A 21,759-nucleotide genomic window follows, 5' to 3' on the forward strand; every position below is an offset into this window, starting at 1 on the left:
TCATTCTAAATACATTTTAAGGTCAGCCCAGCTTTCCAGCAGGCCGTCGGGTTTTAAAGCCGCCAGTTCTTCCCTGGTGTTTATACCCCAGGTTACCGCCAGGGTGGTCGTGCCTGCATCAAGGCCGGCCTTGACATCATGGTAGCTGTCACCTATATAAAGCGCCTGTCCGGGGGAAATATTTAACATATCAAGCGCTTTCAAAATCGGATCCGGGAAAGGCTTATGCACATAAACATCATGGGCGGTTATAACAACATTCATATAATTATCCAGTCCGGTTATTTCAACAGTACGCAGGGCTCCTTCCTTGCCTTTTGAGGTGACTATTCCCAAAAGGAATCCATTCATTTTGAGAAATTCCAACATCTCAACAGTACCGGGAAAGGGACTTACGTTATTTTCAAAGTCAAGGTTATAATATTTCTCGTAGAGCTTTAAAAATTCTTCTTTTTCCTCGCCGGCAAAAGAAGAAGCTATCTCTCTTAACGGGCGGCCGATCCACTTGATTAGCTCTGCTTCAGCCCAGGGAAGGTTCAGTTTTTTGAAAACGAGGTGGTAAGTTCTCATAATAAAAGGAAGGGAATCTACCAGAGTCCCGTCCAGATCAAACAAAGCTGCCGAAATTGCCATTCAAAGAAAACCTCTTTTTCTATTTTTTAATTAAACAAATCTGAATATGACCTTTTATATAATACATTTATTCAAGGAGAATCATAAATGCCAATCAGCAATAAAATAAACGAGAATCTGGCCAACGCTTCCTGGATTAGACTAATGTTTGAAGAAGGAGAACGCCTGCAAAAGATTTTAGGGCCGGAAAAAGTGTACGATTTCACCCTGGGCAACCCGGACACGGAACCACCGCCCGCTTTCCGTGAAATGCTTAAAAAACTGGCCGATAACCCTTTGCCGGGAATGCACGGTTATATGAGCAATTCGGGATACGAAACAACCCGGGAAGCAATAGCAGCCAACCTGGCTGAAAAAACAGGCATACAGGTTAATTCATCACATATTGTTATGACCTGCGGCGCAGGCGGCGGATTGAATGTCGTATTTAAAACAATTCTAAATCCCGGGGATGAAGTAATTGTTCTTGTACCCTATTTTGCAGAATACAAATTCTACGTCGACAACCACAGCGGAGTTATTAAAGAGGTCCCAACCGGGGCTGATTTCCAGCCTGACATGGATGCAATCGGCGCCGCCATTACCTCAAAAACTAAAGCCATTATTGTTAATTCTCCAAACAATCCCACTGGAGTCGTTTACAGTTCCGACTGTCTTGAAAAATTAGCTGCTGTTATAAAACAAAAAGAATCCGAATTTGGCGCCGCCATTTACCTGGTTTCAGATGAACCATACGCCAGGATTGTCTACGATGGGGTAAAGACGCCTCCCGTATTTAATTATGCAAAAAACAGCATTCTTGTTACTTCACACAGTAAAGATCTCAGCCTGGCCGGTGAACGGATTGGTTACATAGCGGTACACCCCGAAGCCGCTGACGTCGGCCTGCTTATTGAAGGTATGGTTTTCTGCAACCGTACGCTGGGATTTGTCAATGCCCCTGCCCTAATGCAGCGTCTTGTCGCTCATTTGCAGAAAGAACAGGTGGATCTGAGCGGGTACTTGAAAAAAAGGGATCTTTTATACAGCCATTTAACTGAAATTGGTTTCAAAATAGTTGAACCCAAGGGCGCCTTTTACATGTTCCCCCAATCGCCTTTGGCTGATGATCTCGAATTTGTGCAGTTAGCCAAAAAATATAATATTTTACTTGTTCCCGGCAAGGGATTTGGTCTAAAGGGTTATTTTCGCCTTTCTTATAGCGTCCCCCTGCAAACGGTAATTAATTCCCTCCCCGCCTTTACTGATTTGGCAAAAGAAGCTGGCCTTTAAGTAAGCAATCGGGGAGTAAAATTTAAATAATCTGCGCTGACCAGATAAAAGGAAATTTCCCAGGCGTAGTCCGGGAGACGGAAACGGCAAGCCCTGGAGTGCAGGTGCCCATAAACAACCTTTTTTACGCCGTATTCTTGGAGCAGATCAATAAAACCGCTGTATTCATGCTTCTCATTAGTCGGCATATAATGCAGCATAACAATAATCTCTTTTCTGGAAGCGGCTGCGCTGGCAAGAGATTTTTCCAGACGGCCCAACTCCCGCAAGTAAATTTTCATATCCCCCTGTCGAAAGTAGTCGCTTCCAGGACACAACCACCCTCTGGTACCGCAAATGACTGTGTTGTCAAGGGAAAAGTGATCATTTCTAATCAGTCGCATATTCGGGGGAAGTTCTTCCCTTGTTTTGGAAATACTTTGCAGCCAGTAATCGTGATTTCCCTGAACAAAAATTATTAAGCCCGGCAGAAGCCCCAGAAAGTTAAGATCCTGATAAGCCTGATCAAGACGCATAGCCCATGAAATATCACCCGGAACTAAAACCACGTCATCCGGTCCTATGATTTTGCGCCAGTTATTATAAATTCTTAAGGCGTGAGATTCCCATTCCCCGTTTATTTCACTCATCGGTTTATACTGCAAGTCAGGCTGCCAATTTTCCGGATCAGGAGTTTTTATAAAAGAAAGGTGGAGATCGCTGATAGCATAAATCTTCAAACTGACTAGGACCACCCTTTCTTAATAATTTAAATCACGTTTAAATTTAAAACACACGTTTAAAACTAAAAAACGCATAGCCAGAACTATCCTGAAGATAATCTGTAAAAACAATCCCAACATATTGAAAGACCGGGACCCATATATATCATTTGAAAAGAGGCTTTCAGTAAAGGGGCCTGATAAAATGTGGGTTCTGTTCATTTTACTTCTTTTACTAATCAGCTTAATAGTTTTTAAAAAGTATTTATTTTTTTTGATAAACGACAGCCGCCGCAGGGAACAATTTTTTTGGCTGATCTGCATCATCACACTGGCCTTAGGAATGATAATTCAGCCAGGGACCGTTTACCAGGGGGCTATGACAGGCGTCAGTCTCTGGTTTAACATAGTTTTCCCCTCGCTTCTGCCCTTTCTGATCATCTCCGATTTGCTGTTAAGTTTTGGCATGGTCCATTTTCTGGGTGCGTTAATGGAGCCTTTAATGCGGCCTCTCTTTAATGTCCCGGGATGCGGTTCTTTTGTACTGGCAGTAGGCTATACTTCCGGCTGCCCGATTGGGGCAATGATTACGGCCCGTTTGCGTTCCCAGCGCCTCTGTACGCGTATTGAAGCGGAACGGCTGGTTTCGTTTACGAATAATTCAAGTCCTCTTTTTATGCTTGTTGCTGTTGCTGTCGGTATGCTCAACAACCCGGAGCTTGGGCCTGTAATTGCAGCAGCCCATTACACATCCAACCTGACCCTGGGCTTTGTTCTGCGTTTTTATGGAAAAAACGATCCTGAATTGATAACCGCGCCCATAAAAGAAGGGTCTCCCCTGACCAGAGCTTTTTCCGAACTGTTTCGCATCTACAGGCAGGAAAACCGCTCACCGGGAAAGATTATGGGCGCCGCCGTAAAAAATTCTATTTCAAGCCTTCTTAACATTGGCGGATTCATAATAATATTTGCTGTGCTTATACAACTTTTAAAACAGGCAGGATTTATTGATTTTATCGCCGGCAAGTTGGGACTTATCTTGATCCCTCTAGGTTTTTCCTCATCAGTCCTTCCAGCTTTAACAAGCGGATTAATTGAAATGACTGTCGGAGCAAAACTTGCTTCGGCATCTGAAGCCTCTTTACTGCAGCAACTCACGGTGATTGCTATAATTCTTGCGTGGAGCGGAATTTCTATTCACGCCCAGGTAGCAAGCGTGATTTCTGAAACCGATATCAGAATGAAGCTTTTTGTCCTGACCCGGTTCGCTCATGCCTTACTGGCAGCGATTTATACAAACTTTTTTTTCCGCCTTGTTTCACCGGCAGCCCGTGCTGCACTGACTCAACAAGCCCAAAATTCTTCCCTTTCCCTGTGGACATTTTTGCCTCTTCTGCTGGCTGTTTGCGGTTTAATCCTAGTTGCCTTTTTAACTGGATCGGCCATTATCTGTTTATGTAAAAAATTATTTTTTAGAAATAGGTAAAATCTATTTGCCTTATCTGCGCAATGTGTTCAACGCAAGAAAAACCAGCATAGATCCGGATAGTAATGATCCACTTTCAGATTTATTTTAACTTCACCCTGAGCATAATAAATTCGGGCAAAAGACGTACCCGGTATTTAAAAATTACCTCCATAAGATCGCTAATTGCCTCTTTTATGCTGATCCGGTCTAGAGAAGTAGTATAATATTTTTCCTGAAGCAATTCAATATCACGCTGCAGAAGTTTTTTATCAACATTTTCAGAAACAACTCCCAGGGCCATGACGGCCTTTGCGACCCTGTCCGCATCCCTGCTTACAAGAGCCAGAAACAAGTCGCCGGCGATAATTTTACTTTTTTCATTCATCCGGCCTGCCATCCCAAATTAACGCACATAAAATGTTTTATACTCTATTAATCATAATGACCGTTTTATTGTTAAAAAAGACCAGTAATATTTAACGGCTATAATAGACAATAATAAATAGGGAATTTAAATATCATTTTGGAGGTGTTATGATGACTCAATCTTGGAATGATTATCCAAAAGGGGTAGAGGTAAAACCGAGCGGTTTTGATGAAGTAAACATAGTCTATGATGGTTTGCTGTCCAAATCAGGAGCTGATCTGGTATTCCTGCACTATGGATTAGGTGACCCCAGAAGTTGGTCAAATGTAAACACTATTCGTATGGATAAGGGTTTTAGAGGATGGGAAAAGTCAATTCGTTTACAAAACAACCAAATTACCTTTTGCTTTAAAGATTCCGCCAATAACTGGGACAACAACAATGGTTTCAATTGGACGATCCGTTAAACCGGATCGTCCAATTTCCCTTTTTTTCTATCCAATAAACTCCTGCACGAAAATCTTACCATATTGGCTTCCTTCCACTACCCCTATTCCTATCTCATTGAAACTCGAATTTAGAATATTAGCCCTGTGCCCAGCAGAATTCATTAAGTTCTTATGAGCGGATTCAACAGTCGGAGCGCCGGCTAAATTTTCTCCTGCGGTCATATATGAAATTCCGTACTGGCTCATCATGTTAAAAGGAGATCCATATATAGAAGAGTTATGGCTGAAATAATTATTTTCAATCATATCCTCAGCCTTAAGACGGGCCACCTTGACCAAATCCAGATTAACCTTCAAGGGTGATAAACCCGCACTTTTCCTTTCGCTGTTTACCAGATCAACCATTTTCTGTTCATCGGCAGTCAGCCCTTCAACTTGCTGGTCAGAGCCGGAGTTGGAATTAGTATCGGGAGTGGTGTCAGGAGTAGTATCAGGAATTGTGTTGGGAGTAGTATGTTTGTTTCTTAAGGAATGATATTTTTGTACATTGGAGTAATTGGCTGTGTTACTTTTCAAGATTTCATTTAGCCATTTCTCCAGTTTTTCGAGACAGTTGTCTGCATCGTCAGAAGAACAGTATACTGTGTACTCATATTCCCCGGGATTCAAGCTGCTTAGTTTGCAAAAATCGTCCAGCGATAACGGCTTCTTGCCGTCACATGTCGGCAGGGCCGCCTGTGTGACCTGAGGGATTGATGACCACAAAAAACAAATACACAGCAATACTAACAACATTACGAACGGTATTCTACGGCTTTTTTTCATCAAAACAAAATTACCCCTTTCTTAAGATATTTAATATCTCAAATCTCTAACAGTTTACCAGATTAATTATTCAGTGAACAAATTAAGATACGATGAATATCACTGTAAATAATGCAATTATTTAACAGACAACTTCCAGGGCTTGTCCGTATGTACAATATCGCATAATCTTCTCCAGATGGTTTTAACTGGTAATAATGCGCCTTACCGTGTCTGGAAAAACTGTCTTATTTCAGAGGAATATAAAACGGCGCCTAAGCCTTCAGTCACTGCAAGGCATTCCAGGTTATTATTTTTTTCATAAAAACAACTTAGTATAAAAATGCCGTTAAATATTTTGCGGAACCTTTTTATCCAGAGCTCATCAAGATCATGAAGTATTACCAGGGATAGTTCACTGCTTTTTATGACCAGATCGTAACGTCCGCTGCCTTTGTGCTTAAAAATAATCTGATAAGGCCCTGCAGATGAACCGGCAATCAATTTATCAACTTCCTTAAATAATTTCTGCGCAACTCGAAGGGCTTTTTCCCTGCCGCTAATTTGTGGTCCGACAACCGGCACTTCTCCAAGCAAAACAAGGGCGACCTTCCCCATGCAAAAGATTTTATAACCCAAGTTTTTAACCTCCTTATAAGACGCAGCCAGGGTTTGCGCATTCAATGTACCAATATTTTCGACGTATTCTTTTAAAACTTAATCTTAAGCCGTTCCATTACATTATCTATACGGTTAAAAATAGAATATTTTTCTGAACCTGCAAAGAGCAGGCCAACGGCCTGTTTTCCCGAATTTACAATCAGCGACCCGCTGTCACCGGGCTGTGAAAGGATATTGCTGACCACCTGGTCAGTAAATAAACCATTTTCCTCCTCACTGATACCCACTTTAATTGTCACTCCGATTGCCTGAACTTTTCCTTCTGACAATCCTGAAGTACGTCCGCTCTTTTTTACTGAGTCCCCGGGTATGACGCGGGCTACACCTTCAATCCTGCCTATTTCCAAAACTTCTTCATCAACCAAACTTTGTTTATCCGGTTTGGCAACCGCAGCATCAATATTATTCATATCATTTGTATATTTGGTTAACCTGATATTATATCTGGGACGAACGGTATGGATGATTATATTTCCTGCCTGTAATGCCGCTGCTGCAATGGGGCATTCAACATCCTGTACAGTATGCCGTATTGGTATGAAGCGTAATAAAGTGGCTATTTTATCTTTTGGTCCGCCGCCGTCGTGCGGACCCGGCTGCAAGATTGGATCTCCTATTGACGATCGGCCGTCTGAGCCGTTTGTGGCGTTCGCCAGAATATGGTTGTTGCTTAAGATTAGTTTTTCCCCGGTATTTTTATCTTTCACTACTGCGCCGAATGTGCCGGCAGATATTTTATAGTGCCCGATGCTTATACCGGGACAGGCAGGACGCCAGCGATCAACCCTGTTGTCGAGCAAACGGACACGTCCGATTTCAACAATGTCAGTATGGAGATCGCTGATTTTTCCAGGAATAATACTGCTCTTGTTTAACCTGTCCGGGGGTACTTTTTTTTCTACAAAAATAATTAATGAAAGCTGATCTGTTTCTTCTCCCCGAATTTGTTTATATCCAACCCCAATACCTATGACATTAGCTTTAATGAACAGATCTTTACTGTACTTATTTATAGCCCTGAGATGCCTTTCCATGCATTAAACCCCCCTAATTCCTAAGTCATCATATGCTGATAATCCCGGAAGGGTGTTTAATGAAAAACTGATTAATAGGGAGATCTGGGAATACCCATGCGGTATTTCCCTCTGGTTTCGATGCCGCCGATTCCCGGAAACCCGGTTATAGTTCCGTTTATTATGTCTTTTAAAGAAATAGGATCATAAATTGATGTGTAGGCTATCTTTTCGACAACAAAAACAGGGTCAAAGGCATGAATCAGGACACGTTCGGGAGAACTTGCGAAGTTTGCGCCTGCATCTAAAATTGCATCGTAATGCGACTGGCAGGCGCCTGCAAAAATAACCAGATCATCCTTATTTCTTTCAAATTCCCGGGCTATCCTGACGGAATCAATGAATTGAGCTGAACTGTGGTAATTTTTAAGATCAGTAAAATCCCGGGCGCCTTTTACAAGACCATCATGACCGGTAATAACAAGGATGTCCGGAATATGTTTCCGCAGTAATTTTTCCACCTCCTGGGACTGCAATTCTTCAGAAATAAAATAACCGTTAGCCGAGATGCTTAGTTGACGATAGGTAGTAAGACAGAGTTCCAGATAATCTTCATCTCCGTCAATATGGAGAACTGAACCCGGCAGATCAAAACTTTCAATTTTATTAGGCTGGTTAACTATCCTGTTTAATTTTTCAACTTGTTCATTCTGACGCCTTGCAAAAACTCTTTTCATGTGTTCATGGTTGTTGGCCATAAACGCACGTAAATATTCTGCCACCTTACTTGCTTCAAATTTACACAGGTCACCCAGGGGCGAATTCGCCATCAGCCGCATATCTATCCCTCTAAGACGGGCATATTCATTGCCGTCAGGGCTTGTAAAAATTTCGATTACTTTAAAGAAAATATCGCATCCGTATGAAATCCTTCCCACAATATCTCCCGGTTTGATTTTCTCCATTGCCCTATCCCCTTAATACTATTTTTTTACAGTTTATGTTTTATGACCGTTGAGATGTGATAACAGCTCAGGGAACTTTTTCCTTAAAAGTACATAGTTTAAATTAACAATTAAAAAGGGTGTTATTATTGATAGCAGCAGTTATACCGGTTAAAAATGAAGCAGCGACAATCAGGAAAGTTATTAGAACTGTCAGCAGTACAGAAGTTGATCTTATAATTCCTGTCTTTAACGGCTGTACGGATAGTTCCCGGGAAATAATCGAAGCAATGAACTGTGCAAAAATTTCGCCTATTCACTTTGAAAGCTCATTGGGAATAGATGTCCCAAGGTCAATAGGGGCAGCCTGGGCACACAAACTGGGGGCGGAGATAATTCTTTTTATCGACGGTGATATGGAAGGGAATATAGCCAATACTTTAAAGGGGCTTCTGTCAAGCATTTCAAGAAAGGGATTTCAGATGTCTTTAACCAACTGCTATCCCCCTGAAACGGAAAGCAAACCTTCACAGCTTGCCAGATATTTATTAAATCTACGAACAGAGCTAAACAGGAGATTGGGATTCGAAGAAGCCATCGGGAACGCTTCCCCTTCCCATGGTCCGCATGCTATTACAAGGAAATTTATTGAAAGTGTACCCTGCCAGGAACTTGCTGTTCCTCCTGTAACGCTAGCACTGGCGGCGCGCTGCCGCCTGAATGTAGGTATAGGAGCGCGTCTTCCCCATGCCAGACTTGGTTCCAGGCAAAGGGATTTTTATCACAACAAACAGATTGCTGAAACAATTATCGGGGATTGTTTGGAGGCGTTACAGGTCTTCTATGGCCATACACGGACCAGGACTCAGGACGGTAAGACTTATCTTGGATACCACACAGAAAGAAGATTTGACTTGCTGGAGGATTTTCTGAAGAAAATTTTCACTTAACAGCTTACTTTGTATGTTTATCAGCAACGCTTGAAGCTCCAAAGGCTTCGGGTTTAATTTTTGCCTGGAAACCGCTGCCGGTCACCATTCCAACAACTTCTCTGATTAAATCCCGGGTTTCTCCCTGTCTTCCCACATCAATATGGATTTCTACTTCAGTGTCATCAAGTCCGCATTCAGAAAGTGATTTTGCGACTAAACCACCCATTTCGAGGCTCAAAGATGTTTCATAAAATATTTTTTGCCTCAAACTCTTGATTCTACGCTGAAGCTTTTTGCGGTAAAAATAGCGCGCTCCCTTGCCAAGCCTGTGGATGATTATTGCTGTGACAAAACAGGAATCCTGCTTAACCTGGGAGTCTGTGCCGATAATTATCTTGTACATCGAAGTCGGCAAACCCCTAATATAACTTACTATCTCAGACATCATCTCATTAAAGACGAGCCTGCCTTTGGTGGGGCTAATAAAATACATCTTTATACCTCCCCCTGTATCATATGCTTATATATTTGTCTATGTCTTATAATCCCAGCATCGCCGGCAAATATCTGAAAACTCTTTTAGACTAAGAGTTTCCCCCCTTCTGCAGGGATCAATCCCTACAGAGTGTATTATCTCTTTCCATTGCTGACGGCTAAGACCGGGTATTAAGTAACCGTCTGAGAGAGCGTTTAAAACGGTTTTCCGTCTTTTGCCGAAGGCGCCGCGTACAAGTCTAAAAAAAAGATCCTCTTCAGGAACATTTACCAGCGGAGCTTTCCGCTTGGCGAGAAGAACGACTGCCGATTCCACTTCCGGACGCGGGTAAAATACAGTACGAGGTACCATAAATAAAACTTCGGGAACCGTATAATATTGGACAGCAACACTTAAAATACCGTAATCCCTGCTGCAGGGAACTGAGATCAGACGCGAGGCAACTTCACGCTGAACCATTAAAATTAAGGAACTATAATTGAAATTCTTACGCAGCAGGTACATAAGGATTGGTGTTGTAATACTGTAGGGCAGGTTGGAAATCACTTTATAGGCTTTGTGACTGTAAGCAGGCAAATCCTTGCATTTATGATCGACTAGGTTATCGAAATCCACTTTGAGCGCATCTTCAAAGACCAGGTCTACATTGTCAATTCCATCAAGCGTTTCTTTCAAGATAGGTGAAAGTCTTTGATCCAGTTCAACAGCGATCACTCTTTTTACACATCTTGCCAGAACAGAGGTCAGCGTACCTGCTCCAGGACCAATTTCTACAACCACGTCATCATGGGACAGATTTGAGGAATCAATTATCTTGCGGATAATATTGCCGTCCAGAAGGAAGTTTTGACCTAATCCCTTGTGGAATTTGAAGTTAAATCTGCTCATAATCTCCTTTAGATTATGTGAAGAATCTGGTTCGGACATTTACAGCCTCCGCAATAAAATCCTGTAATAGGATCTTTACGCGTATTCTTTCTAAACAGCTAAATTTTTAAGCAAAAATACTTATTATATTTTAACCATTTTTAGACGACGGCCTGAAAAGACGGCTATTTCCCTGTAGTCAGCCTCTTTAAGATACAAAGCGGCTTCTTTCCAATCTTCTCCAACCTGCTCAGGAAAATGAGCGTCAGAACCCACAGTCACAGGCACATCGTATTTTTTAAACAACCGCAGCAATTCCAATGAAGGATAAATCTCCCTTGCAGGATACCTTAAACCCGCTGTATTTATTTCCGCGCACACACCTGATTTTGCAAAGATCACCGCTGTCTGCTCATAAAGAAAAGCAAGATTTCTTTTAGGACGGTAGCCGAATTTTTTGATCAGGTCCGGGTGAGCCATAATATTAAAAAAGCCGGACTGGGCAGCGCTTTGCAGACAGGAGAAATAAGACGTATAGATCTCATCAATGTTTATATGTTCATAATCATTTTTTGTAGCCGGGTTATCAACCGCCCAGCCACCGACGAAATGTACAGAACCCAGAACATAATCAAAAGGATACATGTCAAGCAGCCTGTTCAATGCCGTATCATTGCCGGGTATGTAGTCGGCTTCAATTCCAAGTTTGATGCTGAGATCACTGTACTTTTCCTGCAGCTTAATAACCTTTGCCATATAAAGGGGTAATTCCTGTTCACTCATTGCCAAACCGGGATTGCGCTCGCTTTCGGGCAGCCAATACATGGGCAGATGATCTGAAAAACCTAATTCCTGCAGACCCTTTAAGCGGGCAGCTTCAATATAATCTTCCATCTCTCCCGAAGCATGGCCGCAAAGATTTGTATGACAGTGGTAATCAGGAAACAAAAAAACACTCTCCTTAGCTATAATTCCACTCTTATTTTATCAGATATCTGGCTGTTAAGCTGATAAATTCTCTCTGTCAGCTCTTTTGATAACAAACCTGTACCGCAGGCCGGTGTAATCATAGACTGTTTTTTTAATACTTCCATATCCATACCTCTGTTGACAAGTTCCTGCCATAGCTTTTTTAATAATAAAAGCAAACTATCATCAGTAACTTTAAATGCATCCTCGTTGGTTGGAACAATCCCCCAGGCCATAACACAACCCCGGTCTAAAAAACTTTTCATCTCTTGGGCGCAATGTAATAAAGAGTCTCCATAATTATAGACATCAAGGCTCACAATATCCAAATCAACTCCAAAAAGCAGCGACCAGTCAACTTCGTCACAGGAATGTACGCCTGCATGTGCACCGGACTCGTGTATCGATTTAACAATTGCAGAAATATCGTTTTGGATCATTTCCGTGGATATCGTTATATAGCTTACCTGACCATAGACGCTAATTGCAGGCTCGTCAATAAACACTATCACAGGCTGTCCCAAAGCGGCCAATTTATTCGCCTGCCAGCGGGCATGCATGGCCAGTGACTTAACAAGAATATCGCGAAGCTGCTCGTCATAGTAGGCCTGACGCCCTTTTTCATCTTTTATTTGAAAACCAACAGTCAAAGGACCTGTTAACTGCCCCTTAAAATAAACTGCTTCTGTATGGCCTTCCTTACCGATTAATTCCTCAAAAGCGTAGAAACCGGCTGCCGCTGACCTGGGAAATGAAAATTGCTCCAGTGCTTCAGGATTTCCGGATTCCGCTTCAAGATAAAGTGAATAAAAACAAGTTAGTCTGTCGATCCAATCCGGATGAGCCGTATCAAAATATGCCTGTCCATCTTTAATGCTTAACAATTCCGATTTAACCAACGGATAAAGATATTGAAAGACAAAACCTTCCTGTTCTCCCTTCCCGGGCAGTTGCGGCCAGTGCGGGATCTTTGGAAGACTCTTCAGTACAAAATTGACGGCTTCATATTCATCTAAAAAGGGAAGGCTCCCAATTCCTGTCGCCAGTCCATTGATAGGTAGTACCATTGTAACCCCCAATAAGTTCACATCATATACGATGTCAGTTAATGCTCGGTAGTATATCTCGCGCCTGCCATGCCGCCTTTGTAGCGCCGCCTGGTTCTGTCCGAAGCGAACCGTTGGCGATGCAGGCACGGAGCACCTGAGCAAACCATGACAACGACGGCCTGAGGCTAACATGCGCACGTATGCAGTTAACCTCCCTAATGCAAGTTATTTCTAATAGGAAGTAGTAGGATGGAGTTAAATGTCTTCTCTAATAAGTCAATTTTCAAAATAAGTCAAGCCTGACCCCGTTGTGCTTAATAATAAGTCAATTTTCAAAATAAGTCAAGCCTGACCCCGTTGTGCTTAAAATTGTGTTTAGCTTTCGAGAAGCTTCCGGATTTGAGGAATGCATTCCAATGCTGCCTTTTCCCCTTGTTCTATACAATATGGGATGAGATCAAAATCCCAGGGAGCGACATTTTTTAGTAATGGTCTAATAACAAGGTCAGCATAGTCCCCGAGTTCGTTATTAATTCTTTTCGAGGCAATTATATCCAGGGATTGACTAAGTAATTGAAAGATATTATTAATTTTCTTATACGGTTCGCCATCGTAACCGACATCTATGGCGATCACTCTTTCCGCTCCTATAAGGGAAACTACTTCCACAGGTATATTTGCTCTCAAGCCTCCATCAACTAGAAGGCGGATCCCAATCTTTTTCGGTGTAAAGAAACCGGGAACCGCACAACTTGCCACTACGGCATCGGAAATATTGACTCCTCTGATAAAAACAATATCATGTGAATTCCTTAAGTGTTCATACTCCGTGTCGCCGCTAACAAAAACTATTCTTTGTCCTGTATTGACATCCACAGAGGTTATCGCCAGAGCTGTTCCAAGATCGTAAAATGTCTTTCTCTCCAGTTCTCCTTCCAGCCATGCTTTCAGTCTTTTTCCTGATGTCAAACCCAAAGGAACTTTTATATAAAAAGGCAGTTTAAAAAAATCCAGTAAAGCAGCCATAGCCATTCCGCCGAGGTTGATAATCGTTGAACACAGGTCGTAAAAACAACCTGGTTTTAATTTCAAAGCAATTTTCTCAAGCCTCTCCGGACTCCATCCTGAGCAATACAAAGACGCTATAATACTGCCGGCGCTGGTACCGGCAACCATATCCGGTTTAAAACCTTCTCTGGCAAGTACTTTTAAAACTCCGATATGCGCTGCTCCCCGCAAAAAGCCCCCGCCAAGAGCTATTCCAAACTTTCTCCGTGCCAAATCTGTTCACCCACTCCGTTGTTTCTATAGATAAAATATGTAAATCTTAAAAATAAGTTACCTTAGCACTAACGGTTTGGGTGTTTTAAAATAACAAAAAGCAAGAAACAGTCCGGCAAATAAAATTACCGCTTGGAGTATTGCGGCGCCCGGCGCGCTTTCTTTAAACCATATTTTCTGCGTTCCTTCATTCTCGGATCCCTGGTCAGAAAACCAGCACGTTTTAACGCACTCCTAAGGTTGGGATCAGCCTGCAGCAGTGCGCGGGCAATACCCTGCCTCAAGGCGCCTGCCTGGCCGCTTACTCCTCCGCCATGTACAAATGCTTTTACATTAAAGAGAACTCCCGTTCCGGTTATTTCAAGAGGTTGCCTGACCACTATTTCTAATATCTTCCTGCTAAAATATTTTTCTATATTATGATTATTTACCTGTACTTTCCCATCACCTGGATAAAGGTAAACTCTTGCTATAGCTTCCTTTCTCCTGCCGGTGCCATAAAAACTTACCTGATCCATTCCAAATACCTACTTTCTAAAAAGATTATATCGGCCACTGGCCTGGTTTTTGCGCCTGATGCGGATGTGTTGGTCCAGAATATACACGCAGTTTTTTTGCCATGGAGGACCCAAGCCTATTATGGGGAAGCATTCCTATAATAGCCTTTTTAACCACAAATTCCGGCTTTGTCTGCATAAGCTTGGCATAGCTGGTTTCTTTAAAACCGCCAGGGTAGCCTGTATGATGCTTCTTAATTTTTTTATTCAGCTTATTTCCCGTCAGAACTATCTTATCTGCGTTAATTATAATAACATGATCACCTGTATCAACGTGCGGTGTGAAAAGAGGGTGGTGTTTTCCACGTAAGATTTTAGTCGCTTCTACCGCCAGCCTTCCTAAAATCTTTCCCTGCGCATCAATGACAAACCATTTCCGCGTGATATCCTTTTCTTTGGCCATGAATGTTCTTGTCATCTAGAATCCTCCTTGTGGCTTTCCAATCTTATCTTAAAACAGGCTGCCGCTCTATTAGTATTCTACCAGTTTCAGGTATAACCCGCAGGCAGGCGCTGTAAATCCCGCCATTTCCCTATTTCGTGAAGTTAAAATTTGTTCGGTTTCTTCAGGCAGACGCTTACCCTGACCAATTTCCAACAAAGTGCCTACCATAATCCTTACCATATTGTAAAGAAACCCGTTACCCTTAAAAGTTAGGTACACAAACTTTCCCTTTTTCCTGACGTCAGTTCTAAACAGTGTCCGTACAGTTGATTTTACCGCGGAACCTGATGCCTGAAACGCTGCAAAATCATTTTCACCTTCCAGCGCTTTAGCAGCGCTTTTCATTGCCGATATATCAAGTGAACGCGGCATAAAACAGCTGTACAGGCGCCAGAACGGAGAAGGTTTAATATCGTTGTACAAAATATAAAAATATGTTTTTGAAAGTGCGCTGTACCGGGCGTGGAAATCAGGATCAACCTGTTCTGAACCCATAATTACAATATCCCGTGGAAGCGCACCATTTAAGGCTAACGCTGCACGATCAGCAGGAATAGACCAGTTCGAAGCATCGAAATTAATTACTTGTCCACGGGCATGAACTCCGGCATCTGTACGTGCTGCGCCTGTTACCTTTATTTCTCTTTTTGCCAAACGAAACAAAGAATTTTCTATAACTTCCTGAATTGTAGGAAGCCCTGTGTTGTATTGCTTTTGAAATCCATGATAATTAGTGCCGTCATAAGCAACAGTCAGCTTTATGTTACGCATCTAAAATGCTCTTTTACACCATTAGTGAAATAAATTAAACAAGTTCAAGCACTACAAGCGGCGCTGCATCACCGCGCCGGTATCCCAATTTAAGAATTCTTGTATAGCCACCCTGTCTTTCACTGTAACGGGAGCCTAAATCGGTAAAAAGCTTCCTGACCACAGTTTCACTATATAAATAAGACAAGGCCTGACGGCGGGCAGATAATTCACCGCTTTTTGCAAGGGTAATCATTTTTTCTGCCAGGCTATTAACTTCCTTTGCCCTGGTTTCAGTTGTTACTATACGATTGTTTAATAATAAGGACGTAACAAGGTTTCTCAACATAGCTTTACGGTGACCTGTATTACGGCCCAACTTACGGTAACCCATCGTGGCCCCCCCTAATCGTCGTTCTTGCGTAGAAATAAATTCAGCTCATTAAGTTTCTTGGCAACCTCTTCCAGCGACTTTCTGCCAAGGTTGCGGACTTTCATCATTTCTTCTTCATTTCGCTGAAGTAATTCTTCGACAGTGTTTATTCCGGCCCGTTTTAAGCAGTTATATGATCTTACGGACAGGTCCAGTTCCTCGATACTCATCTCAAGTAACTTATTTTTTTGCTCCGCTTCCTTTTCAACCATTATCTCGACTTCATTTGAAACAGTTTCGGTAAGACCGATAAATAACTGTAAATGCTCGCCTAAAATTTTAGCGGAAAGACTTATTGCTTCATTAGGTCTTATACCACCGTTAGTCCATACCTCAATAGTTAATTTATCATAGTCAGTACGCTGACCGACACGAGTATTTTCAACAACGTAATTAACCCTATTGACAGGTGTAAAAACTGAATCCACAGGAATAAGTCCTATTACCTGTTCACCCTTTTTATTTCGCTCGGCCGGTACATAACCTCTCCCTTTTGCCACGGTAATTTCCATAAATAAACGTCCATTGTCCATAGTGGCAATATGCATATCAGGATTAAGAATTTCGATGTCTGAATCATGGATAATACTCCGAGCAAGAACTTCTCCTTCACCCTCAGCTTCAATACGGAGAATTTTTTCTTCATCAGAATACATTCTTAAACATAAACCCTTGAGGTTCAGGATTATATCAGTAACGTCTTCGGCAACCCCCGGAATGGTTGAAAATTCATGAAGAACACCGTCAATCTTCACTGCTGTAACTGCAGCGCCCGGAAGGGATGAAAGCAATACTCTTCTTATAGAATTACCGAGAGTAATTCCATATCCTCTTTCCAAAGGTTCCATGACGAACTTAGCATAGGTATTATCATCGTTAACCTGCAAACATTCGATTCTTGGCTTTTCAATCTCCAACATTGTTCGAGTTAACCCTCCTTATTTTAGCCGAGAAATCTATAAAACCATACAAACGGCTTTACCTGGAGTACAACTCTACAATTAAATGCTCCTGGATAGAGCTGTCTATCTGATCCCTCGTGGGAAGACCTACAACCCTTCCTCCCTTTTGTTCAGGAAGCAATTCTAACCACGGTGGGGGAGTCCTATCAGCCGCTCTTTCCATTAGCTCATTTAAACGGGCAGATTCCCTGCTTTTTTCACGAATTGCTATGAGATCACCAACCCTTACTTTAAAAGAGGGAATATTTACTTTCCTGCCGTTAACCAGAAAATGACCATGTCGTACCAATTGACGGGCTTCTGCCCGGGAAGCAGCCAGACTCAAGCGATATACCACGCTATCAAGCCTTCTTTCGAGAAGCTTAAGCAGGTTTTCGCCAGTTACGCCTTTTTCACGTTCAGCTTCCTCAAAATAATTACGGAACTGAGTTTCCAGTACGTGATAAATCCGACGCGCTTTCTGCTTTTCCCTGAGCTGAAGGCCGTATTCACTTTGTTTTGCCCTCCGCTTTTGACCGTGTATGCCAGGGGGATAACCGCGCCGTTCAATAGAACACCTTGTAGTGTAGCATCTTTCTCCCTTTAAAAATAATTTAACGCCTTCACGACGGCAGAGTCGACACTGAGGACCCGTATACCTCGCCATCTATTTGATTTACCTCCCGTCTTAGTTTGGATAGAATTAAACTCTCCTGCGTTTTGGTGGCCGGCAGCCATTATGAGGAATTGGAGTAACATCCTTAATTAAGCTTACTTCAAGACCAACAGCTTGTAATGAACGTATAGCAGCCTCACGGCCTGCGCCCGGACCTTTTACAAGAACCTCGACCTGCTTCATGCCATGTTCCATAGCTTCCTTCCCTGCTGTTTCAGCTGCCAATTGAGCAGCAAAAGGAGTGCTCTTGCGCGAACCCTTAAAACCTACAGTTCCCGCGCTGGACCATGAAATAGCATTTCCTTTTGTATCTGTAATGGTAACCACGGTATTATTAAAAGTAGATTTAATATGGGCTACACCCTGATCAATATTTTTTCGCTCCCGCCGTTTAGTTCGAACTTGTCGACGAGCCATCCCAACACCTCCCTTTATCTTTCACCATGCTGCGGCCTTAAAATTATTTCTTACGGCGTACGCCTACGGTCTTGCGCGGGCCTTTCCGGGTACGGGCGTTTGTTTTTGTCCGTTGCCCCCTGACAGGCATACCGCGGCGGTGACGAAGACCACGATAACATCCAATCTCAATAAGCCTTTTAATATTCAGGGCTATTTCCCTGCGCAGATCACCTTCAACTTGATGATTCTTTTCAATAATCTCCCTAAGCTTGTTTACTTCCTCCTCGGCCAGGTTTCTTACCCTGGTATCAGGGTTTACTTTTGCGCTGGTTAATATCTTTTTGGCCTGTGAACGCCCGATACCATAAATATATGTAATGGCAACTTCCACACGTTTATCACGAGGCAAATCCACCCCTGCAATACGCGCCATTAAGTTTAGACACCTCCTTTAGACCTCAAATACTTACTTTTTATCCTTGCCTCTGTTTATGTTTTGGGTTCTCACAAATTACCCTAATCTTGCCATGGCGCCGAATAATTTTACACTTCTCACAAATCAACTTCACGGATGGCCGTACTTTCATTTTGCTTTATCCCCCCAAAAACTTTTGAACAGTCTACTTGTATCGATAAACAATGCGGCCCCGGCTTAAATCATAAGGGGACAACTCTACCATTACTCTGTCTCCGGCAAGGATCCGAATAAAATTCATCCTTATTTTGCCAGATACATGGGCCAGTACTTTATGACCATTTTCCAGCTTTACCCGGAACATCGCATTGGGAAGCGGTTCAATTACAGTGCCTTCAACCTCGATAACATCCTGTTTTGACATAGCTACCCCCTTTTTACCAGTGTTTCGGCCATTAAACGCTGCAATATATTACGCACCTCAAGATCTGTAATACGCTGACCGGATTTTTTTTTCTCCTCTATTTCACCGGATTTTTGTGAATAAGCCATCAGGTGCTTAATATTTTTCTTTTTTGGCGCAGCAAGTTTCCGGATATTTCCGTCAACAACCTGAACCATGGTATCGCTTAAAGAATCAATAATAATATACAACTTCCCCGCATCCCGGCCGGCAATGGAACATACCAAACGGCCAGGTGAAAATTTATTTTCCATGACCATGATCTCCTCAATTAAAGCCGCGTTAAAATCTCCGGTTCTCCTTCGGTAATGGCCACGGTATGTTCAAAATGAGCCGATAGCTCCGCATCCTTAGTAATTACCGTCCAGTTATCAGCCAGAGTATAAACTTCGTGTGTGCCAATGTTGACCATAGGTTCGATAGCCAGAGCCATTCCGGCCTTAAGTCTTGGACCGCGGTTCGGCTGACCGTAATTTGGGACCTGTGGTTCCTCATGCATACTCTTACCTATTCCATGTCCAACATAATCTCTGACTACAGAATAACCGTTTTTCTCCACGTGTGTCTGAATGGCATTGGATATATCCGATAAACGGTTGCCTTCACGGGCTTTCCTAATACCTTCACACAAAGACTCCTCGGTAATTTTTAGAAGCCTCAAGGCTTTTTCAGTAACATTTCCTACAGGAAAAGAATGTGCGCCGTCACCATAATATCCATTTATTTCCGTCCCTATATCAATACTGATAATATCTCCGTCCTTTAATTTTCTTAAACCAGGAATACCGTGAACAACTTCCTCGTTTATTGAAACACAGATGCAGGCGGGAAAACCATATAAACCTTTGAAGGCCGGTTTTGCGCCATGACTGATAATAAATTCCTCCGCAGCGTAAGCCAATTCTGCAGTCGTTACCCCCGGTTTAATTAACTTGGTAAGTTCTGTAAATGTACCTGCCACTACTCTTCCGGCATCACGCATATATGCTAACTCACGTTTTGATTTTATGGTTATCATTGCCCATACTCCATTTTACTTAATGAAACCGTGGTAACTTCGCATAAGCATCTGTGATTCAATTTGTTTCATTGTATCCAGCGCCACACCTACAACGATAAGAAGCGCAGTCCCACCAAAATAAATGTTAGGAATACGAGTCGCCAATAAAACGAAGTTAGGTAAAATTGCTATTACAGCTAAAAATACTGCGCCTACAAGGGTTATCTTGTGCATTACCTTACTTATATACTCGGCAGTAGGCCTGCCCGGGCGTATTCCGGGAATAAAACCGCCATATTTTTTTATATTTTCAGCCACATCCGAGGGATTCATAATCACCGTTGTATAGAAAAAAGTAAAGCCAATTACCAGCAGCGCATACATAATTGTGTGCGCAGCTGTTCCCCAATCAAAATAAGTCGAGTACCAGGCTGAAAACTTTTCGCCTGAAAACCATTGTACCAACTGTTGAGGAAACATCAATATAGACGATGCGAAGATTACAGGAATAACACCTGCCTGGTTTACCCTTAGTGGAATATGCGTGCTTTGGCCTCCGTAGACCCGTCTTCCAACTACACGTTTGGCATATTGAACAGGAAGTCTTCGCTGGCCCTCATTGATCATGACAATACCCGCTATTACCAGGATCCCAATAATAACGAGCAGGAGAAGGCTAAAATAACTTATTGTTCCTGCTTGTATGTATTCTACCGTCCTGACTATACCTGCAGGTACACGGGACACTATACCGGCAAAGATCAAAAGGGATATCCCGTTACCGATTCCTTTTTCTGTAATTTGCTCTCCTATCCACATTAAAAACGCTGTCCCGGCTGTTAAAGTCAATGAAACTAAAAGGTATTGATCCAGCGTTGGTCTTATAAAGGCGTTTTTAAGAGCTATACTCATACCAATTGCCTGTATAAAGGCCAGCACAACCGTCAAATAGCGGGTATACTGTGTTATTTTCCTGCGTCCTTCTTCGCCCTCCTTGGCTAAACGCTCAAGGTGAGGAATAACAACTGTGAGCAACTGCATAATAATTGAAGCGTTAATATAAGGGGTAATGCTCATAGCAAAAACAGAAAACTTTTTAAACGCGCCGCCTGAGATCACATCAAAGAATCCAAAAAGAGCGCCTTGCGAAACAAGATTTGAAAACACCTCTGTATTAACACCCGGAACCGGAACATGCGCTCCCAACCTGAAGACAAATAACATAAGTATGGTAAAAAGCAGTTTCTGCCTCAGATCGCCTATTTTTAATGCGCCCATCAAGCTATTGATCACTAGTGATCACCTCGACCTTACCGCCTGCGGCAATAATCTTTTCTGCGGCAGTTTTGCTGAAAAAGTGTGCTTGAACAGTCAGTGCTCTGGTCAACTCGCCCTGTCCGAGTATTTTTATGCCGTCACCTATTTTTTTTACTATCCGGGAGGACTTCAGTTCCATGGGCGAGACCAGGGTTCCATTTTCAAAACGATTCAAAACATCGACATTTACACTCGTAATCCGCTTTTTAAAAGGAGCATTTGAAAAACCTCTTTTTGGCAGACGACGCTGTAAAGGCATCTGCCCACCTTCAAAGCCGGGACGAACTCCGCCACCGGAACGAGACTTTTGCCCTTTTGTACCTCTACCAGCCGTCTTGCCCTGGCCACTGCCAATACCTTGTCCTTTTCGGTTTTGTTTCCTCCTGGCGCCTGGAGCAGGTTGCAGTTCGTTCAGAAATACCACTATAACACCTCCC

The 21,759-nt window shown here is 42.6% G+C and carries 31 protein-coding genes; 4 read left to right on the forward strand and 27 right to left on the reverse strand.

The genetic code is table 11. From position 1 onward, the window contains the following. On the reverse strand, positions 1 to 633 hold the full coding sequence (locus tag DEH07_02710) for a haloacid dehalogenase (protein ID HBY03451.1): 633 nt from the start codon (positions 631 to 633) through the stop codon (positions 1 to 3). 87 nt (positions 634 to 720) lie between these two features. On the opposite strand from DEH07_02710, the gene DEH07_02715 reads away from it, so the two are divergent. Further along, positions 721 to 1,905, forward strand: a complete 1,185-nt coding sequence (locus tag DEH07_02715; protein HBY03452.1) for a pyridoxal phosphate-dependent aminotransferase — start codon at positions 721 to 723, stop codon at positions 1,903 to 1,905. On the opposite strand, the gene DEH07_02720 is transcribed toward DEH07_02715, so the two are convergent. Together DEH07_02720 and DEH07_02725 are read right to left on the reverse strand one after the other, a co-directional pair. Beyond that, positions 1,902 to 2,624 carry a phosphohydrolase gene (locus DEH07_02720; protein HBY03453.1) on the reverse strand — a complete coding sequence of 241 codons (723 nt, stop codon included), beginning with the start codon at positions 2,622 to 2,624 and terminating at the stop codon, positions 1,902 to 1,904. The two genes, DEH07_02715 and DEH07_02720, sit on opposite strands and share 4 nt — an antisense overlap. Before the next feature lie 21 nt (positions 2,625 to 2,645). Beyond that, entirely contained in the window at positions 2,646 to 2,828 is a 183-nt protein-coding gene (locus tag DEH07_02725) for a hypothetical protein (protein ID HBY03454.1), read from the reverse strand. On the opposite strand from DEH07_02725, the gene ylbJ reads away from it, so the two are divergent. Further along, positions 2,812 to 4,092, forward strand: a complete 1,281-nt coding sequence (gene ylbJ, locus DEH07_02730) for a sporulation integral membrane protein YlbJ (protein ID HBY03455.1) — start codon at positions 2,812 to 2,814, stop codon at positions 4,090 to 4,092. The two genes, DEH07_02725 and ylbJ, sit on opposite strands and share 17 nt — an antisense overlap. Before the next feature lie 82 nt (positions 4,093 to 4,174). Here ylbJ and DEH07_02735 read toward each other — a convergent pair whose 3' ends face one another. Continuing rightward, a complete protein-coding gene (locus DEH07_02735; GenBank protein ID HBY03456.1) occupies positions 4,175 to 4,459 on the reverse strand; it encodes a hypothetical protein in 285 nt (94 codons plus the stop codon). Positions 4,460 to 4,611: 152 nt separating this feature from the next. Between DEH07_02735 and DEH07_02740 the strand changes: the two genes are divergently transcribed. Further along, on the forward strand, positions 4,612 to 4,908 hold the full coding sequence (locus tag DEH07_02740) for a hypothetical protein (protein ID HBY03457.1): 297 nt from the start codon (positions 4,612 to 4,614) through the stop codon (positions 4,906 to 4,908). 27 nt (positions 4,909 to 4,935) lie between these two features. Here the strand turns inward: DEH07_02740 and DEH07_02745 are convergent, their stop codons facing one another. The 4 genes from DEH07_02745 to yabG all read right to left on the reverse strand — a co-directional run bounded on the left by DEH07_02745 (position 4,936) and on the right by yabG (position 8,353). Then, positions 4,936 to 5,715 carry a hypothetical protein gene (locus tag DEH07_02745; protein ID HBY03458.1) on the reverse strand — a complete coding sequence of 260 codons (780 nt, stop codon included), beginning with the start codon at positions 5,713 to 5,715 and terminating at the stop codon, positions 4,936 to 4,938. Positions 5,716 to 5,919: 204 nt separating this feature from the next. After that, positions 5,920 to 6,333 (reverse strand): hypothetical protein, encoded by a 414-nt coding sequence (locus tag DEH07_02750; GenBank protein ID HBY03459.1) that lies wholly within the window; start codon positions 6,331 to 6,333, stop codon positions 5,920 to 5,922. Between the two features lie 71 nt (positions 6,334 to 6,404). Further along, positions 6,405 to 7,409, reverse strand: coding sequence for a hypothetical protein (locus DEH07_02755; GenBank protein HBY03460.1), 1,005 nt, complete (start codon positions 7,407 to 7,409; stop codon positions 6,405 to 6,407). A 71-nt stretch (positions 7,410 to 7,480) separates the two neighbouring features. Further along, entirely contained in the window at positions 7,481 to 8,353 is an 873-nt protein-coding gene (gene yabG, locus DEH07_02760; protein ID HBY03461.1) for a sporulation peptidase YabG, read from the reverse strand. Positions 8,354 to 8,472: 119 nt separating this feature from the next. Between yabG and DEH07_02765 the strand changes: the two genes are divergently transcribed. Then, on the forward strand, positions 8,473 to 9,282 hold the full coding sequence (locus DEH07_02765; GenBank protein ID HBY03462.1) for a hypothetical protein: 810 nt from the start codon (positions 8,473 to 8,475) through the stop codon (positions 9,280 to 9,282). Positions 9,283 to 9,286: 4 nt separating this feature from the next. Here DEH07_02765 and DEH07_02770 read toward each other — a convergent pair whose 3' ends face one another. From DEH07_02770 to DEH07_02860, 19 genes are all read right to left on the reverse strand, one after another. After that, positions 9,287 to 9,757, reverse strand: a complete 471-nt coding sequence (locus DEH07_02770) for a hypothetical protein (protein HBY03463.1) — start codon at positions 9,755 to 9,757, stop codon at positions 9,287 to 9,289. Between the two features lie 39 nt (positions 9,758 to 9,796). Then, positions 9,797 to 10,687: a 16S rRNA (adenine(1518)-N(6)/adenine(1519)-N(6))-dimethyltransferase gene (locus tag DEH07_02775; protein ID HBY03464.1), complete on the reverse strand. Its 891-nt coding sequence runs from the start codon at positions 10,685 to 10,687 to the stop codon at positions 9,797 to 9,799. An 84-nt stretch (positions 10,688 to 10,771) separates the two neighbouring features. Beyond that, complete coding sequence (locus DEH07_02780) at positions 10,772 to 11,575, reverse strand: histidinol-phosphatase (protein ID HBY03465.1); 804 nt, start codon at positions 11,573 to 11,575, stop codon at positions 10,772 to 10,774. 17 nt (positions 11,576 to 11,592) lie between these two features. Next, positions 11,593 to 12,663, reverse strand: coding sequence for a hypothetical protein (locus tag DEH07_02785; protein ID HBY03466.1), 1,071 nt, complete (start codon positions 12,661 to 12,663; stop codon positions 11,593 to 11,595). Between the two features lie 357 nt (positions 12,664 to 13,020). Then, positions 13,021 to 13,926: a patatin gene (locus DEH07_02790; GenBank protein ID HBY03467.1), complete on the reverse strand. Its 906-nt coding sequence runs from the start codon at positions 13,924 to 13,926 to the stop codon at positions 13,021 to 13,023. Positions 13,927 to 14,051: 125 nt separating this feature from the next. Continuing rightward, entirely contained in the window at positions 14,052 to 14,444 is a 393-nt protein-coding gene (locus tag DEH07_02795; protein HBY03468.1) for a 30S ribosomal protein S9, read from the reverse strand. Positions 14,445 to 14,469: 25 nt separating this feature from the next. Continuing rightward, a complete protein-coding gene (locus DEH07_02800; GenBank protein HBY03469.1) occupies positions 14,470 to 14,901 on the reverse strand; it encodes a 50S ribosomal protein L13 in 432 nt (143 codons plus the stop codon). A 54-nt stretch (positions 14,902 to 14,955) separates the two neighbouring features. Then, the gene (locus DEH07_02805) at positions 14,956 to 15,699 is read right to left on the reverse strand and encodes a tRNA pseudouridine(38-40) synthase TruA (protein HBY03470.1); all 744 of its coding nucleotides are present in this window, start codon (positions 15,697 to 15,699) and stop codon (positions 14,956 to 14,958) included. Positions 15,700 to 15,733: 34 nt separating this feature from the next. Beyond that, the gene (locus tag DEH07_02810) at positions 15,734 to 16,072 is read right to left on the reverse strand and encodes a 50S ribosomal protein L17 (protein ID HBY03471.1); all 339 of its coding nucleotides are present in this window, start codon (positions 16,070 to 16,072) and stop codon (positions 15,734 to 15,736) included. An 11-nt stretch (positions 16,073 to 16,083) separates the two neighbouring features. After that, positions 16,084 to 17,031: a DNA-directed RNA polymerase subunit alpha gene (locus DEH07_02815; protein HBY03472.1), complete on the reverse strand. Its 948-nt coding sequence runs from the start codon at positions 17,029 to 17,031 to the stop codon at positions 16,084 to 16,086. A gap of 58 nt (positions 17,032 to 17,089) precedes the next feature. After that, positions 17,090 to 17,719: a 30S ribosomal protein S4 gene (locus tag DEH07_02820; GenBank protein HBY03473.1), complete on the reverse strand. Its 630-nt coding sequence runs from the start codon at positions 17,717 to 17,719 to the stop codon at positions 17,090 to 17,092. A gap of 36 nt (positions 17,720 to 17,755) precedes the next feature. Next, positions 17,756 to 18,145 carry a 30S ribosomal protein S11 gene (locus DEH07_02825; protein ID HBY03474.1) on the reverse strand — a complete coding sequence of 130 codons (390 nt, stop codon included), beginning with the start codon at positions 18,143 to 18,145 and terminating at the stop codon, positions 17,756 to 17,758. Between the two features lie 43 nt (positions 18,146 to 18,188). Then, positions 18,189 to 18,560 (reverse strand): 30S ribosomal protein S13, encoded by a 372-nt coding sequence (locus DEH07_02830; GenBank protein HBY03475.1) that lies wholly within the window; start codon positions 18,558 to 18,560, stop codon positions 18,189 to 18,191. A 40-nt stretch (positions 18,561 to 18,600) separates the two neighbouring features. Next, on the reverse strand, positions 18,601 to 18,714 hold the full coding sequence (locus DEH07_02835) for a 50S ribosomal protein L36 (protein ID HBY03476.1): 114 nt from the start codon (positions 18,712 to 18,714) through the stop codon (positions 18,601 to 18,603). A 33-nt stretch (positions 18,715 to 18,747) separates the two neighbouring features. After that, on the reverse strand, positions 18,748 to 18,966 hold the full coding sequence (locus tag DEH07_02840; GenBank protein ID HBY03477.1) for a translation initiation factor IF-1: 219 nt from the start codon (positions 18,964 to 18,966) through the stop codon (positions 18,748 to 18,750). A gap of 2 nt (positions 18,967 to 18,968) precedes the next feature. Continuing rightward, complete coding sequence (locus DEH07_02845) at positions 18,969 to 19,265, reverse strand: RNA-binding protein (protein ID HBY03478.1); 297 nt, start codon at positions 19,263 to 19,265, stop codon at positions 18,969 to 18,971. Positions 19,266 to 19,276: 11 nt separating this feature from the next. After that, the gene (map, locus tag DEH07_02850) at positions 19,277 to 20,023 is read right to left on the reverse strand and encodes a type I methionyl aminopeptidase (protein ID HBY03479.1); all 747 of its coding nucleotides are present in this window, start codon (positions 20,021 to 20,023) and stop codon (positions 19,277 to 19,279) included. A 15-nt stretch (positions 20,024 to 20,038) separates the two neighbouring features. Then, positions 20,039 to 21,298, reverse strand: coding sequence for a preprotein translocase subunit SecY (locus DEH07_02855; GenBank protein HBY03480.1), 1,260 nt, complete (start codon positions 21,296 to 21,298; stop codon positions 20,039 to 20,041). Further along, positions 21,288 to 21,746 (reverse strand): 50S ribosomal protein L15, encoded by a 459-nt coding sequence (locus tag DEH07_02860; protein HBY03481.1) that lies wholly within the window; start codon positions 21,744 to 21,746, stop codon positions 21,288 to 21,290. Before DEH07_02860 ends, DEH07_02855 begins: the two co-directional genes overlap by 11 nt. Positions 21,747 to 21,759 lie beyond the last annotated feature (13 nt).

The sequence above is a fragment of the Desulfotomaculum sp. genome (genome assembly GCA_003513005.1).
Classification (GTDB): Bacteria; Bacillota; Desulfotomaculia; order Desulfotomaculales; family Nap2-2B; genus 46-80.